This is a genomic window from Nocardia sp. NPDC003269 (assembly GCF_042888005.1).
Lineage (GTDB): Bacteria > Actinomycetota > Actinomycetes > Mycobacteriales > Mycobacteriaceae > Nocardia.
The window spans coordinates 2195057-2209712 of the sequence record NZ_JBIAPA010000001.1; the positions used below are offsets into that span (position 1 = coordinate 2195057).

The 14656-nt window shown below is 69.3% G+C and carries 12 protein-coding genes and 1 tRNA gene; 7 read left to right on the top strand and 6 right to left on the bottom strand.

The annotated features are described in order from the left end of the window. Positions 1 to 18: 18 nt before the first annotated feature. The 4 genes from ACFYWJ_RS10060 to ACFYWJ_RS10075 form a co-directional block, all read right to left on the bottom strand. Positions 19 to 672 carry a hypothetical protein gene (locus ACFYWJ_RS10060; protein ID WP_355273338.1) on the bottom strand — a complete coding sequence of 218 codons (654 nt, stop codon included), beginning with the start codon at positions 670 to 672 and terminating at the stop codon, positions 19 to 21. A gap of 207 nt (positions 673 to 879) precedes the next feature. Next, positions 880 to 1860: a ribose-phosphate diphosphokinase gene (locus ACFYWJ_RS10065; RefSeq protein ID WP_110039788.1), complete on the bottom strand. Its 981-nt coding sequence runs from the start codon at positions 1858 to 1860 to the stop codon at positions 880 to 882. Then, positions 1857 to 3347, bottom strand: coding sequence for a bifunctional UDP-N-acetylglucosamine diphosphorylase/glucosamine-1-phosphate N-acetyltransferase GlmU (glmU, locus tag ACFYWJ_RS10070; protein ID WP_355273335.1), 1491 nt, complete (start codon positions 3345 to 3347; stop codon positions 1857 to 1859). Before glmU ends, ACFYWJ_RS10065 begins: the two co-directional genes overlap by 4 nt. Before the next feature lie 90 nt (positions 3348 to 3437). Further along, positions 3438 to 3508, bottom strand: a tRNA-Gln gene (locus ACFYWJ_RS10075). A gap of 223 nt (positions 3509 to 3731) precedes the next feature. On the opposite strand from ACFYWJ_RS10075, the gene ACFYWJ_RS10080 reads away from it, so the two are divergent. Further along, the gene (locus tag ACFYWJ_RS10080; RefSeq protein ID WP_218716036.1) at positions 3732 to 4358 is read left to right on the top strand and encodes a TetR/AcrR family transcriptional regulator; all 627 of its coding nucleotides are present in this window, start codon (positions 3732 to 3734) and stop codon (positions 4356 to 4358) included. A 170-nt stretch (positions 4359 to 4528) separates the two neighbouring features. After that, complete coding sequence (locus ACFYWJ_RS10085; protein WP_355273331.1) at positions 4529 to 5176, top strand: TetR/AcrR family transcriptional regulator; 648 nt, start codon at positions 4529 to 4531, stop codon at positions 5174 to 5176. On the opposite strand, the gene ACFYWJ_RS10090 is transcribed toward ACFYWJ_RS10085, so the two are convergent. Then, entirely contained in the window at positions 5173 to 5796 is a 624-nt protein-coding gene (locus ACFYWJ_RS10090; protein ID WP_355273328.1) for a TIGR03085 family metal-binding protein, read from the bottom strand. The two genes, ACFYWJ_RS10085 and ACFYWJ_RS10090, sit on opposite strands and share 4 nt — an antisense overlap. A gap of 151 nt (positions 5797 to 5947) precedes the next feature. Between ACFYWJ_RS10090 and mfd the strand changes: the two genes are divergently transcribed. From mfd to ACFYWJ_RS10115, 5 genes are all read left to right on the top strand, one after another. Next, on the top strand, positions 5948 to 9559 hold the full coding sequence (mfd, locus tag ACFYWJ_RS10095) for a transcription-repair coupling factor (RefSeq protein WP_355273325.1): 3612 nt from the start codon (positions 5948 to 5950) through the stop codon (positions 9557 to 9559). Beyond that, positions 9559 to 10278: a MazG family protein gene (locus ACFYWJ_RS10100; RefSeq protein ID WP_355273323.1), complete on the top strand. Its 720-nt coding sequence runs from the start codon at positions 9559 to 9561 to the stop codon at positions 10276 to 10278. Before mfd ends, ACFYWJ_RS10100 begins: the two co-directional genes overlap by 1 nt. Positions 10279 to 10435: 157 nt before the next feature. Further along, entirely contained in the window at positions 10436 to 10915 is a 480-nt protein-coding gene (locus ACFYWJ_RS10105; protein WP_355273321.1) for a hypothetical protein, read from the top strand. A gap of 27 nt (positions 10916 to 10942) precedes the next feature. Next, positions 10943 to 11518, top strand: a complete 576-nt coding sequence (locus tag ACFYWJ_RS10110) for a TerD family protein (protein WP_355273318.1) — start codon at positions 10943 to 10945, stop codon at positions 11516 to 11518. 68 nt (positions 11519 to 11586) lie between these two features. Next, entirely contained in the window at positions 11587 to 13209 is a 1623-nt protein-coding gene (locus ACFYWJ_RS10115; RefSeq protein WP_387164609.1) for a serine/threonine-protein kinase, read from the top strand. Positions 13210 to 13236: 27 nt separating this feature from the next. On the opposite strand, the gene ACFYWJ_RS10120 is transcribed toward ACFYWJ_RS10115, so the two are convergent. Continuing rightward, positions 13237 to 14628 (bottom strand): MATE family efflux transporter, encoded by a 1392-nt coding sequence (locus ACFYWJ_RS10120; RefSeq protein ID WP_355273315.1) that lies wholly within the window; start codon positions 14626 to 14628, stop codon positions 13237 to 13239. Between the last annotated feature and the right edge of the window lie 28 nt (positions 14629 to 14656).

Sequence of the window (14656 nt, forward strand, 5' to 3'; positions counted from 1 at the left end):
CAGTATCGTCCGCGCCGGTCAGGCGCCGCCGATCGCCGCGACGAACAGCACGAACAGCAGCACCGCGAGCGCGGCGACCGCGCCGTTGGCGATCGCCGCCCACTTGCCCATCTGCTCGCCCTTGGCGTGGCCGACGACCCCGAGCACGATCCCGGTCGGCGCGGTGACCAGCACCGGCAGCCCACACAGCATCAGCCCGCCCAGCACCGAGGCGGCCACACAGCAGAAGCTGATGATCGACCAGATGGGCGTGCTGTCGACATAGCCGTAGCGCGGCGCCAGCGGCTGCGGCGGCCCGTAGGCAGGCGGGGCATACCCCGGATACCCCACGGCGGGCGGATACGCCGGACGCGGGAACATCGGCCCGACAACCGGTGGCGGCGCCGGATACGGCGGCAACTCGACCGGCGGCGCGGCCCGCTCCACCCCGGCCCAGGGCTCCTGGGCCTGCGGCACGGCGGGCGGCAGCGGTTCAACCGGCGGCGCGGCCCGCGCGACCCCGGCCCACGGCGCCTCGGCCTGCGGCACGGCGGGCGCGGGCGGTGGCGGCGGCAACTCGGCGGGCGGCAAGCCGTCGGTCCACATCCGCTCGGTAGGCGCAGGCGCATCCTGCACCCGCGGCACCACCCGATCCTTGCCCAGCTCGACCCGCCGCTCCGGCTCGCTACTCATGCAACCCCCTGCCACGTCCCGAACTACGACAGCACCACCATGCCCCGAAACCAGTCAGCGCGCCACGTCCGAAGACGAAGCGCGCTGACCGATCACGTCAGAACATGGGTAACTCACCGGGCACGAGCGAACCCTCCACGCACGAAGGCTTGCCGCGTCCCCACCTCACCCCGCACCTAGGTCTGGCCAAGAATCGCGGAGAGGCGGCTAAGCGTTGCCGTTGAAGAGGCCGGTGACCGAGCCGTTCTCGAAGACCTCACGGATGGTGCGGGCCAGCAGCGGCGCGATCGACAGCACGGTCAGCGTGGGGAACTTCTTCTCCTCGCTGATCGGCAGAGTGTTGGTGATGACCACTTCCCTGGCACCGCAGTTGGCCAGGCGCTCGGCGGCCGGGTCGCTCAGCACGCCGTGGGTGGCGGCGATGATGACATCGCCCGCACCGGCTTCCTTGAGCACCTTGACGGCGCCGGCGATGGTACCACCGGTGTCGATCATGTCGTCGATCAGCACGCAGGTGCGGCCCTCGACGTCACCGACGACGCGGTTGGACTTCACCTGGTTGGGGACCAGCGGGTCGCGGGTCTTGTGGATGAACGCCAGCGGGGTGCCGCCGAGCGAGTCGGCCCACTTCTCGGCGACCTTCACGCGGCCCGCGTCGGGCGAGACCACGGCCAGGTTGTCGGACGGGTAGTTGGTGCGGATGTACTCCGAGAGCTGCACCAGCGCGTGCATGTGATCGACGGGGCCGTCGAAGAAGCCCTGGATCTGGTCGGTGTGCAGGTCGACGGTGATGATGCGGTCGGCGCCCGCGGTCTTGAGCAGGTCGGCGACGAGGCGGGCCGAGATCGGCTCGCGGCCGCGGTGCTTCTTGTCCTGGCGCGCGTACGGGTAGAACGGCAGCACCGCGGTGATCCGCTTGGCCGAGCCGCGCTTGAGCGCGTCGATCATGATGAGCTGTTCCATCAGCCACTGGTTCAGCGGGGCCGGGAAGCTCTGCAGCACGAAGGCGTCGGAACCGCGCACCGACTCCTCGAACCGAACGAAGATCTCGCCGTTGGCGAAGTCGCGCGCGGTCTGCGGCGTGATGTCGACGTCCAGCTCCTTGGCGACCTGCTCGGCCAGCTCAGGATGTGACCGGCCGGCGAAGAGCATCAAGTTCTTCTGGTTGTCGATCGAGAACGCGGTCACTGCTGGTTGCCATCCTTTTGCTCGATTGTCTGATCAGACGTCTCGTTTGCCGCGATGGCATCCGCCGCCGCGCGCGCCGCAGCGGTTCCTGGACGGTAACGCTGCACCCAGTTCTCAATGATGCGCTGTGGTCCACCCGACACGGCCAGTGCCCCCGGTGGAACGCTTCTACGCAGCACAGTACCCGCACCCGTATAGGCGCCGTCACCCACGGTGACCGGGGCGATGAACATCGTGTCGCTACCGGTCCGCACATGGGAACCGACCACGGTGTGGTGCTTGTTGACGCCGTCATAGTTCACGAAAACGCTGGAAGCGCCGATGTTGCTGTACTCACCGATGGTCGCGTCACCGACGTAGGTCAGGTGCGGCACCTTCGAGTGCGCTCCGATCGAGGCGTTCTTGGTTTCGACGAAGGCGCCCAGCTTGCCCTGCTCGCCGACGAAGGTGCCCGGCCGCAGGTAGCTGTACGGGCCGATAGTCGCACTGTCGCCGATCTCGGCGCGCTCGCCGTGCGTGCGCACGACGCTCGCGCCCGCGCCGACGACGACGTCGGTCAGCGTGGTGTCCGGTCCGATCTCGGCGTCCTCACCGATGTGGGTCTCGCCGAAGAGCTGGGTGCCCGGCCGCAGCACGGCGTCGCGCCCGATCCGCACGCTCGCGTCGACCCAGGTCGTGGCCGGATCGATGATCGTCACGCCGGCCCGCATGTGCCGCTCGAGGATGTACCGGTTGAGGGTGGCGCCCGCCTGCGAGAGCTGCACGCGGTCGTTGACGCCGGTCACCTTGTTGGAGTCGACCAGGCGCGCGCCGTGCACCGGATGCCCGGCCTCGCGGGCCAGCCGGAGCACATCGGTGAGGTACAGCTCGTGCTGGGCGTTGGCGGTGGACAGCCGTCCGATCATGGTGCGCAGCACCGAGGCGTCGAAGGCGTAGACGCCGGAGTTGACCTCTTTGATCGCGGCCTGTGCCGGGGTGGCGTCGGCGTGCTCGACGATCTCGGCGACCTGGCCGTCGACATCGCGCACGATCCGGCCGTAGCCGTTGGCGTCGTCGGGGACGAAGGTCAGCACGGTGACCGCGGGGCGCTCGGCGTAGCTGCGGTGCTCGTCGAGCAGCGCGGCGAGGGTGTGCCCGTCCAGCAGCGGGACGTCGGCCGAGGTGACGAGCAGGTCGCCGTCGAAGTCCGCAGGCACCGAGTCCAGCGCGCACTGCACCGCGTGGCCGGTACCGAGCTGCTCCTCCTGCACCGCGCAGACGATCTCGCGGCCGAGTTCCTTGCCCACCTCGGCGACGGCGGCGCCGACCTTGTCGCGGTCGTGGCCGACCACGGTGATCAGATGGGTGGGGTCGATCTCGGCGGCGGCGTGCAGCGCGTGCGAGAGCATCGACCGACCGGCCAATGGGTGCAGCACTTTCGGAGTCTTCGACCGCATTCGCGTCCCGGCACCAGCGGCGAGAACGACGACGGCGGTCTGCGGTGGCATGGATCTCCCTCGGCTGCCTGTCAGCGAGTGTGCTGTGGCGGGTTCGGTCGGTGATGGTGCGGGCCGACGATACGTCACTGTGTCCGTGTGCTCCGCCGCCAGGACTCGAACCTGAACTATCTGAACCAAAATCAGAGGTGCTGCCATTACACTACGGCGGATCGCCACACCAGTGGGCCGTGAGAGCCCACCACTGTGCTACGGCACGGCATGATCCTCGCACATGATCCCGCCACCCGGCGAATCTTGTGTACGCCTGTCGCGAGCACCCGCCCGGCCCGTTGTTAGCCTTCTGGAACGCACGTACAGATCTCGTGAGCCGAAATCACGGAGAGGCGGGGGAGCATGTCGTCGACGGAGTCGGGGCGTCCTACCAGACCGAGGATGACCGGAACGCAACGGCGGCAGCAGCTGATCGAGATCGGTCGCGCGTTGTTCGCCGAACGGGGATATGACGCGACATCGATCGAGGAGATCGCGCAGCGCGCCCAGGTGTCCAAGCCGGTCGTCTACGAGCACTTCGGCGGCAAGGAGGGGCTCTACGCGGTCGTGGTCGACCGCGAGATGTCGATGCTGCTGGACATGATCACCTCCTCGCTCACCCAGAACCGCTCCCGGGTCCGGCTCGAACAGGTGGCGCTGGCCCTGCTTGCCTACATCGAGGAGCGCACCGACGGCTTCCGGATCCTGGTGCGCGACCAGCCCGCCGTGAATGCCGACGGCCGCTACTCGAGCCTGCTCAACGAGGCCGTCAACCAGGTCGCGCACCTGCTCGCCGGTGACTTCGCGCGCCGCGATCTGGACCCGAGCCTGGCCCCGCTCTACGCGCAGGCGCTCGTCGGCATGGTCTCCACCGCGGCGACCTGGTGGCTCGACGAGCGCACGCCGTCGAAAGAAGTGGTCGCGGCGCATCTGGTCAACCTGTGCTGGAACGGATTGAGCCACTTGGAAGCCGAACCGGGGCTCAGCTCCGAATGGAATACGGGACAGGCAGGCGGATCGGCGGGGTAACCGGACGATAGCGCCCGCGGCTACAGCGAATCCAGGATTCGGCTGCCGCGTAGCCGCCTGGTGGTACGGTTCACCCATCCTTTTGGGTGCTGCCGGGCGGTAAGTCGATCAAACTTCGGGATGTCGGTCTACTTCAGGATGGCTGGATTATTGGATGACAGGCGGATCTGATGGCTAGGCAAGCGCGCGCGGAGATCACCCGCGACTCCGTCCTTGCTGGCGCTGCCGATGTCTTTCTCCGTTTGGGCTACGCCAACGCGAGCCTCAGCGAAATCATCGCGCAGTCCAATGTGACCAAGGGCGCCTTGTACTTTCACTTCGGCTCCAAGGAGGAGCTGGCCAGGGCAGTGGTCGACCAGGGCAACGAGCGCCTGGTCGGTTCGTGCCAGGGATTCTTCGATTCCCGGGTGCCGGCGCTGGAGGCGTGCATCGGCATCACCTACGTGGTGGCCGACCTGTCGATGAACGATCCGATGGTCGGGGCGATGCTCAAGCTCACCCACCAGATCGGTGACTATCGCGGCGCCCAGGGCGACAACATCGCCAAGGTGTGGAGTGAGACGTACCGGGTGCTGGCCGAGCGGGCGATCGCCCAGGGCGATCTGCACGCCGACCTCGATCCCGAGGTGGTCGGGCTGCTGCTGCACGAGCTGACGGCGGGCGTGCACATCGTCGCGGTCGGCACCGAGTCGATGGATCAGATGGCGTCCAGGATGGAACGCGCCTGGTACTTCCTGCTGCCCTCGATCGTGCCCGCGGAGAAGCTGTCCTACTTCCGCGAGTTCGCCGCCCGCCGTCTGCGTCGCTACGTGCTCTAGACGCTGCGGTCGGTGGCGAGCACCGCGCGCACGTCGTCCTCGGTGCCGGTGGTCTCGATCCTGACCTCGTTGCGCCCGAACGCGTGCAGCAGCAGCTCCGACGGCTTGCCGGTGAGCACGACCTCCGGGCCCGCGGCGCGGTGCGCGGTCACCCGGTCGCCGTCCGGCGTCGCGAGCACCACGGCGACCGGCGACTTGCGGTAGGCCGTGCGCGCCACCATGCGCAGCGCCGACCACAGCCGCTTCTCGTCGGCGGTCGCCAATTCCCGTGGCGTCCAACCAGGTTCGGCCCGGCGGACGTCCTCGTGGTGGATGAACATCTCGGTCAGGTTGGCGTAGGCGTCGACCGGCTTGAGCGGCGACCACCACGGCGGCCCGGTGCGCACCAGCTCGGCCAGTTCGGCGAACGGCCGCTGGGCGATCTTGTCCTGGGCCGCGTCCAGGTACCCGGCGAGCGGCTTGACCAGGATGCCGAGGGAGGCGTCGGGCCTGCGCTCGCGGACCACCAGGTGGGCGGCGAGATCGTGCACCGTCCACGTACCGCACAGGGTGGGCGCCGACGGCCCAGCTTCGATCATTGTCGCCACCAGGGCGTGGCGTTCGCGTTGAGCCAGACTCACGGTCTCGACGGTACGCGCGCCCGGCCGACGACGCCGCGCCGGAGGTGGCGCCCGAGCGCACCCGGGCCGGTCAGGAGGTGTGCGCCGATCGTGTCGGGGCCGGTGATTAGACTCGACCCGGAACATCCCGTCTGCGTATTCAGGAGCGTTCATGTCCTCCCTTCGTCCTCCGCTCGCCGGTCTGGCCGAGGCGGCTGGGGGTGACGCCGCACTGCGGACGGTTGCCGACCTGGTCGGCAAGTCCGGGGTGGAGCTGGTCGCGCCGTCGGCCGTGCGACCGTTCGTCGCCGCGACGATCGCGGCCCAGCAGCCGCTGGTGGTGGTCACCGCCACCGGCCGCGAGGCCGACGACCTCACCGTCGAGCTGGCCGAGATCCTCGGTCCCTCGGTCGCGATGTTCCCGTCCTGGGAGACGCTGCCGCACGAGCGGCTCTCGCCCGGCCCCGACACCGTGGGCCGCAGGCTCGAGGTGCTGCGCAGGCTGGCCCATCCCGACGACCCGGTCTACCCCGAGCCGCTGCGCGTGGTGGTGACCACCGTGCGCTCGCTGATGCAGCCGATGACGGCGGGCCTCGGCGACATCGAACCGATCGTGCTGCGCACCGGCGCCGACTACGACTTCGACGAATTACTCACCCGCCTGGTCGAATTCGCCTACACCCGGGTCGACATGGTCGGCAAGCGCGGTGAGTTCGCGGTCCGCGGCGGCATCCTCGACCTGTTCCCGCCGACCGCCGATCATCCGGTGCGCGTGGAGTTCTGGGGCGACGAGATCACCGAGCTGCGCCCGTTCTCGGTGGCCGACCAGCGCTCGCTGGGCGAGCACACCGTCGACACCGTGGTCGCGCCGCCGTGCCGGGAACTGCTGCTCACCGTGCCGGTGCGGGAACGCGCCGCCGCCGTCGCGGCCGACAACGCCGCCGACGCCGCCCTGGTCGAGATGCTGGACAAGATCGCCGAGGGCATCCCGGTCGACGGCATGGAGGCGCTGCTGCCGGTCCTCGCACCCGGCAAGCTGAGCCTGCTCACCGAGGCCCTGCCCGCGGGCACCCACCTGCTGCTGTGCGATCCGGAGAAGATCCGCACCCGCGCCGCCGATCTCGTGCGCACCGGCGAGGAATTCCTCGAAGCCTCCTGGACCGCGGCCTCGTTCGGCAGCGACGCGCCGCTGGGCGCGCACGGTCTGGACCTGGCCGCCTCCGGCTACCGCACCCTGCCGGAATTGCACACCAGCGCCGACGAACTCGGGCTGCCGTGGTGGTCGCTGAGCCCGCTCAGCTCCGGCGATCCGGTCGAGGTGAACCTGCCCGTGCTGGCCGGTCCGACCGCGCGCGGTTCCGAGGAACTGGTCGCCACCATCTTCGCCTCGCTGCGCGCGCACGTCGCCACCGGCGGCCGCGCCGTCGTCGTGGTCACCGGACACGGTACGGCGCAACGCATCCTGGAACGCCTCGCCGACGCCGAGGTGCCCGCGGCCGCGCTGGCGGCGGGCGCGGTGCCGGAATCGGGTGTGGTCGGGGTGCTCTGCGGGTCGCTGCACGACGGCCTGATCTTCGACGACGCCGGGCTGGTCGTCGTCGCCGAGTCCGACCTCACCGGCAACCGGGTCACCGCCCCCACCGAGGGCAAGCGGCTGCCCGCCAAGCGCCGCAACCAGGTCGATCCGCTGGCGCTGTCGGCGGGCGACATGGTGGTGCACGACCAGCACGGCATCGGCCGCTTCGTCGAGATGATCGAGCGCACGATCGGCGGCGCGCGCCGCGAGTACCTGGTCATCGAGTACGCGCCGAGCAAGCGCGGTCAGCCCGGCGACCGGCTGTTCGTGCCGATGGAATCGCTCGATCAGCTCTCCCGCTACGTCGGCGGCGAACTGCCCAGCCTGTCCAAGCTCGGCGGGTCCGACTGGGCGAACACGAAACGCAAGGCGCGCAAGGCCGTTCGCGAGATCGCCGGTGAGCTGGTGCAGCTCTACGCGGCCCGGCAGGCCGCGCCGGGTCACGCCTTCGCCCCGGACACACCGTGGCAGCAGGAGATGGAGGACGCGTTCGCGTTCACCGAGACCGTCGACCAGATGACCGCCATCACCGACGTCAAGGCCGATATGGAGAAGGCGGTCCCGATGGACCGCGTGGTGTGCGGCGACGTCGGCTACGGCAAGACCGAGATCGCGGTGCGCGCCGCGTTCAAGGCGGTCCAGGACGGCAAGCAGGTCGTCGTGCTGGTGCCGACGACGCTGCTGGCCCAGCAGCATCTGCAGACGTTCACCGAGCGGGTCGCCGGCTTCCCGGTGACGGTGAAGGGCCTGTCGCGGTTCACCGACGCGGCCGAGTCCAAGGAGATCATGGCCGGAATGGCCGAGGGCGAGGTCGACATCGTCGTCGGCACGCACCGGCTGCTGCAGACCGGCGTGCGCTGGAAGGACCTCGGCCTGGTCATCGTCGACGAGGAGCAGCGCTTCGGCGTCGAGCACAAGGAGCACATCAAGGCGCTGCGCACCCACGTCGACGTGCTCACCATGTCGGCCACGCCGATCCCGCGCACCCTGGAGATGAGCCTGGCCGGCATCCGCGAGATGTCGACCATCCTCACCCCGCCCGAGGAACGGCACCCGGTGCTCACCTACGTCGGCGCCTACAACGACAAGCAGGTCACCGCCGCCATCCGCCGCGAGCTGATGCGCGACGGCCAGGTCTTCTACGTGCACAACCGGGTCTCCTCGATCGACAAGGCGGCCAAGAAGATTCGTGAGCTGGTGCCCGAGGCCAGGGTGGTCGTCGCGCACGGGCAGATGAACGAGGACCAGCTCGAGCGCACCGTGCAGGGCTTCTGGCAGCGCGAATACGACGTGCTGGTCTGCACCACGATCATCGAGACCGGCCTCGACATCTCCAACGCCAACACCCTGATCGTGGAACGCGCCGACTCGCTCGGCCTCTCGCAGCTGCACCAGCTGCGTGGCCGCGTCGGCCGCTCCCGTGAACGCGGCTACGCCTACTTCCTGTACCCGCCGGAGAAGCCGCTCACCGAGACCGCCTACGACCGGCTCGCCACTATCGCGCAGAACTCGGACCTGGGCGCCGGTATGGCCGTGGCCATGAAGGACCTCGAGATCCGCGGCGCGGGCAACGTGCTCGGCGCCGAGCAGTCCGGCCATGTCGCCGGCGTCGGCTTCGACCTGTACGTGCGGCTGGTCGGCGAGGCCGTCGAGGCCTATCGGGCGGCCGCCGACGGCAAGCCGATCGTCACCGAGGAGACCAAGGAGGTGCGCATCGACCTGCCGGTGGACGCGCACATCCCGCCCGACTACGTCGCCAGCGACCGGCTGCGGCTCGAGGCCTACCGCAAGCTCGCCGCCGCGCAGGACGACGCCGCGCTGGCCGCGGTGGTGGAGGAACTCGTCGACCGGTACGGCCCGCTGCCGGTGGAGGTGGGCAGGCTCGTCTCGGTCGCCAAGCTGCGGCTGCTGGCTCGCGCCTACGACGTGGCCGAGATCGTGGTCACCGGAACGACACTCAAGATCGCCCCGCTGACGCTGCCCGATTCCAAACAGCTCCGGCTCAAGCGGCTCTACCCGAGCGCCACCTACCGCGCGGCCAGCGGCCTGGTGCAGCTGCCGCTGCCGCGGGTCACCGACAGCGTCGGCGCCGACCGGGTGCGCGATGTGGCCGTGCTGCAGTTCGTCGCCGATCTGCTGCTCGCGCTCGACGGGAAACCCCAGGGCATGGTGGATCTTTCGGTGCCGACCGAAGCGACGCCGGTCTGATGGCCGACGGCGCGCAGGAGGCGGCCGACACCGCGGTGGTCGCGGCCGGGCTGGCGGGTGCGGTCGAGGTGATGGACCGGCTCTGGCATTTCGGCGGCTGGGAGACCACTCAGACCCACGACTCGCTGCGCCCGTACCTGCTCGAGGAGACCTACGAACTGCTCGACGCCATCCAGGCGGGCGACTACGAGACGATCAAGGAGGAGCTCGGCGACCTGCTGCTGCAGGTGCTGTTCCACTCCCGGATCGCCGAAGCCGCGGGCGAATTCACCGTCGACGAGGTGGCGGCGACGCTGGTGGGCAAGCTCGTGCACCGCAGTCCGCACCTGATCGACGCCGATCTGCCCGCGGGCACCTCGGTGGCCGACAAGATCGCCGCGCAGGAAAAGGCCTGGGAGGAACGCAAATCCGCGGAGAAGTCGCGGCGGTCCTGCCTGGACGGCATCGCCATGGCCCAGCCCGCGCTCGCCCTGGCCGAGAAGGTGCGCGCGCGCAGCGCCAGGGCCGGTCTGCCCGAGGATCTGGTGCCAGCGGCGCTGCGCGTGATCGAGCTCGGCGGCCCCGATTCCGCCGAGGAACGACTGCGCAAGGCCACCATCGATTTCGCCGCCGCGATCCGCGCCGCCGAGGACGCGGCCGAAGCCGCGCGGGGCGAGCGGGCCGCGCTGACGGCGGCGGAGTGGCGCGCGTACTGGCCGGAAGAGTTATCGGTCAGTTAATCGGACAGTTCGCCCAGGTGGCGGCTGAGACGTTGCTGAGAGCTGCCGGACAATCCGGCGCGAGCCAGCGAGCAAGTGGCACACCGATTTAGACTCGGAGGTGGCCCGCCGTTCGCGGTGGGCGCGGTGATGTCCGACGATCGTCGAGGTGAGGTAGATGGCAACAGAAGTGGATCCGGCGGAACAGGACTACGTGACCGATCATCCCGAGCTCGACGTGTTGCCGGTGTGGCCGCAGGAGACGATCGCCGTGCTGGTCACGACCGATCCGGCGCCGCACGCGATTCCCGTCTCGTGGCCGGTGCGCGCCGGCGACCGGCGAATCCTGATCAGCCTGAAGTCCGATCGCGGCTCGCTGGCCAGGCTGCGGGCGCGGCCGGAGGTCGCCCTGCTGATCCTGGGCGGCGGCAATGTCGCGCTGTGCGCGCGCGGGCGGGCGTCGGTGATCGCCGAGCAGATGCCGTCGGCCGAGGACTACACCGCCGTGCAGCTCGATGTCGAGGTGATCGACGACCACCGGCAGTCGGCCTTCGCGGTGGACCGGGGCATCCAGCGCACCGTGCTCGACGACTCCGAACTGCGCGCACTGGAGGGCCGGGTCGAGACGTTGCGGACCTGGGCCGAGGACGGGCACTGACACACATCATCAGATAGAAGGGTTTCCATGAGCGTCACACTCGCCAAGGGCGGCAATGTCTCGCTGTCGAAGCAGACCGACAATCTCACCAAGGTCGCGGTGGGTCTGGGCTGGGACGTGCGCACCACGACCGGCGCCGACCACGACCTCGACGCCAGCGCGCTGGCGACCGGCGCCAACCTGAAGGTGCTCTCCGACCAGCACTTCATCTTCTACAACAACCTGCGCTCGCCGGAAGGCACGATCGAGCACACCGGCGACAACCTGACCGGTGCCGGCGACGGCGACGACGAGGTGATCAACGTCGACCTGGCGGCCACCCCGCCGACGATCACCAACATCTTCTTCCCGGTCTCGATCCACGACGCCCAGGCCCGCGGCCAGTCCTTCGGCCAGATCCGCAACGCCTACATCCGCGTCACCGACGCCGTCACCGGCGTCGAACTGGCCCGCTACGACCTCTCCGAAGACGCCTCCACCGAGACCGCCATGGTCTTCGGCGAGCTCTACCGCCACAACGCCGAGTGGAAGTTCCGCGCCATCGGCCAGGGTTATGCCTCCGGCTTGGCAGGCATCGCCAGGGACTACGGCGTCAATATCTGACGGGTACTCTTCGACCGGGCCCACCGCACCTCGGTGGGCCCGGTTTGTGCTGCGGGGAGGGGCGGATCTTGGAAGAGGGCAGTGTTTTCGCCGGGTACACGATCCTTCGGGAGCTGGGTCGTGGCGGGATGGGCACGGTGTATCTCGCGCGGCATCCACGCCTGCCGCGCACCGTCGCCCTGAAACTGCTCGCCCGCGATCTCGTCGCGGACAGCGAGTCGTTGCGCAGGTTCGAACGCGAAGCCGAGTTGATCGCGGCGCTGGACCATCCCGGCATCGTCACCGTGTTCGATCGTGGTTCGGTGGACGGACAGCCGTGGATCAGCATGCGCTACGTGGAAGGGACGGACGCGAGCAAGCTGCGGGCCCCCGATCTCCCGCTGCACCGGGCCGCGCGCATCATCTCCGATATCGCTGACGCGCTCGATTACGCACACGGTATGGGTGTGCTCCACCGAGACATCAAACCGGCCAATATCTTGCTGACCACCCTGGATGGCGTTGTCGAACGCGCCCTTCTTTCCGACTTCGGGATCGCCCGCGCGGGTAGCGACGCCAGTCAGCTGACCGTGACCGGGACGATCAACGCGACCCTCGCCTACGCCTCGCCGGAGCAGCTCGTCGGTTCGCCGTTGGACGGGAGAGCCGACCAGTACTCGCTGGCGTGCACGCTGTTCCGGATACTGACCGGCCGGACTCCCTTCGAGTCGGGTGATCCGGTCGCCACGATCACCGGCCATCTGCACCTCGCCCCACCCACACCGAGTACCTGTCGACCCGATTTGCCGCAGGGTCTCGACGCGGTGCTCAGCCGTGCGCTGGCCAAGCGACCGGAGGAGCGCTTCCCGTCCTGTCGGGACTTCGCGGCCGCTGTCGCCGCCACCGTGGACGTGCCGAGGTCGGCTGTCCGCGCGACGATCGAGGGGCTGCCGCGAGCCGCTGCACCGACCGACCCCGTGGTCAGACCGCGAACGCCGCGATCGACAGCCCGCGAGCCCAAGCGGGTGGTGAGGATTCGCCGATGGCAGGTAGCGCTCGCTGTCGCGGGGGTCGTCGTCCTCGGTGTCGGATCCGGTCTTGCTGTGGTCGGCCTGCTGGAGACCGATTCGCGCGCCGATGCGGCATCCCCGACCACGACCACGAAGCCGGCGACGACAGCGAAGCCGGTTACTCCGGCGGATACCGCCGAAGCCCAGCAGGCAGTGGAGCTCCTACGGAACACTTTTCCTCGGATGATCCCCGCGGACGCGAACTCGAAGGCCGGTTACCTCGGTACCTCGTGTGAGCCGAGATCGAAGGTGATCGTGCCGAAGGCGATGTCCGGTCACGGTATCGACTTCGGGGACTGGGTATCGGTGTGGCGGTGCCTGGGCGGTACCGGAAAATGCTGTGCGTACTTCTTGCTCTCGTACCGCACCCCCGCCGACGTTCAGGGCGTCATCGACAAATTGCCCGCGAACACCAAGTTCGCCGATTCGGTCGAAGGGCTGTCCGTGACCAACTATCAGTTCTTCCGGCCGGAAATCACGCGCGATGCCGAGACCGGGAATCTCATCACGACATTCCCTGGCGATCCCGTCCGGGGGGCCGTCCTCATGTACGCGGTACCCGGGTTCCAGAACAGTCTCGCCAACCGAAACGAGCGGGCGGAGACGATGGCCAGCTGGTTGCGCGGCACCCCGTTGACCTGAGAGCGCCGCACATCCGCCGAGTCTCGGTCAGGACGATTGCGTCGCCGGAACGCGCCTTGGCTGTTCGGCAACCGCCCGGTCGAGCAGCGACAGGTACTTGCGCAGCATCAGCACCGCGGTGGTGGCCAGGCCCGCCGTGAGGCCCCACCAGACCCCTGCCGCGCCCAAATGCAGGGGGAAGGCGAAGAGGAGGGCGGCGGGGAGGCCGACGCCCCAGTAGCCGATCACGGACAGGCGGAAGCCCGCCGAGGTTTCCTTGAGGCCGCGCAGGAGGCCGGTGCCGATGTTCTGGGCGGCGTCGAAGAATTGCAGGACGATGCCGATGAGTAGCAGGGTGTGGGCGATCGCGATGGTGTCGGTGTCGCCGGAGTCCAGGAACGGGGCGAGCACCAGGTTTGGGGCGACCACGTAGACCGCGCCGGTGACCGCGGCGACGATGCCCGCGTGCCGCAGCGCCAGCCAGGCCAGTGCCCTGGCGTGGCTGTACTCGTCGCGCGCGACGGCATGGCTGACCAGGATCGACGCGCCGTGCGAGATGCCGATCGCGACCTGGAACACGATGTAGATGATCTGGTAGACGACATTGTGCGCGGCCAGCGCGGCGGGCCCGAAACTGCCCATGACCAGCGCCAGCACGGAGAACATGCCCGCCTCGGACCCGTAGGTCAGCGCGATCGGGGTGCCGAGGCGCAGTTCCTCGCGCACGATCGACCAGCGCACCGGCCACGGGGTGCGCGGCAGGGTCGGGCCGAGGCGTTCGTCGCGGGCGACCATCGCCCAGAACACCCCGAACGTGATCAGGAAGACCAGCGAGGTCGCGATGCCGACGCCGGTCAGGCCGGACGCGGGGATACCCGCCCAGCCGTGGATGAAGGTCAGCGCGAGCACCAGGTTCAGCGCGACCGAGCCGAGCGTCACCAGCAGCAGCGCCTGCGGGCGCTGCATGCCGACGGTGTACTGCCGCAGCACCTGGAACCACAGGCAGGGCAGCAGACCGGGCGCCAGCGCGATCATCATCGGCCGGGCGAGCGCGAGCACGCCCTCGTCCTGCCCGAGCCAGGGCAGAATCCACCCGAGCCCGATCAGCAGGGCCCCGCCGAGCAGGCCCGCGATGGTGGCGATGACGAACGCCGCGCGCACCACGCCGCGGATCTCGTCGTCGGCGGAGTCGCCGCGCTTGCCCGCCGCGCCGATCGCCCCGGCGATCTGGTTACCGGTACCGGTGATCAACCCGACGCACATGGTGCGGATCTGGTTGAACAGCACCAGCGCCAGCCCGCCCGCGGCGACCTCGCGCACGCCGAGCGTGCCCATCAGGGCCAGGTTGGTGGTCGAGACCGCGATCTGCGCCAGCTGGGTGAGCGCGATCGGCGTCGCCAGCCGGGCCAGCGCGCTGCTGTCGGTGGGCCGCGCGCTCACCCACCCACTCCGCGATTCGTCCCGCGCG